Raw genomic sequence first — 264 nt, forward strand, 5'->3', positions numbered from 1 at the left:
TGTCCGTCTAGTGACCTATGGGCACCAAGCCAAGCAGTATGTCAGCCGTGTAGCCATCTGTGGAGGCAGTGGTGGGTCTTACTACCATGAGGCTCTTGCTAAGGGGGCAGATGTTTACATCACGGGCGATATTTACTACCATACTGGGCAGGACATGCTGACTCAGGGCTTGCTGGCTATTGATCCAGGCCATCATATCGAAGTATTATTTATCAAAAAAATTGCTGAATTGTTGGAAATATGGAAGGCAAAAGAAGGTTGGGT

At 47.3% G+C, this 264-nt stretch carries 1 protein-coding gene; it reads left to right on the top strand.

Features of this window, described 5'->3' with window-relative positions; all coding sequences use genetic code 11:
* Positions 1-264 (top strand): Nif3-like dinuclear metal center hexameric protein (locus tag C1G53_RS00015; RefSeq protein WP_192873085.1); only part of this gene is annotated, 264 nt, incomplete at both ends.

This window comes from Streptococcus suis, assembly GCF_002960445.1.
Taxonomy (GTDB): domain Bacteria; phylum Bacillota; class Bacilli; order Lactobacillales; family Streptococcaceae; genus Streptococcus; species Streptococcus hyiners.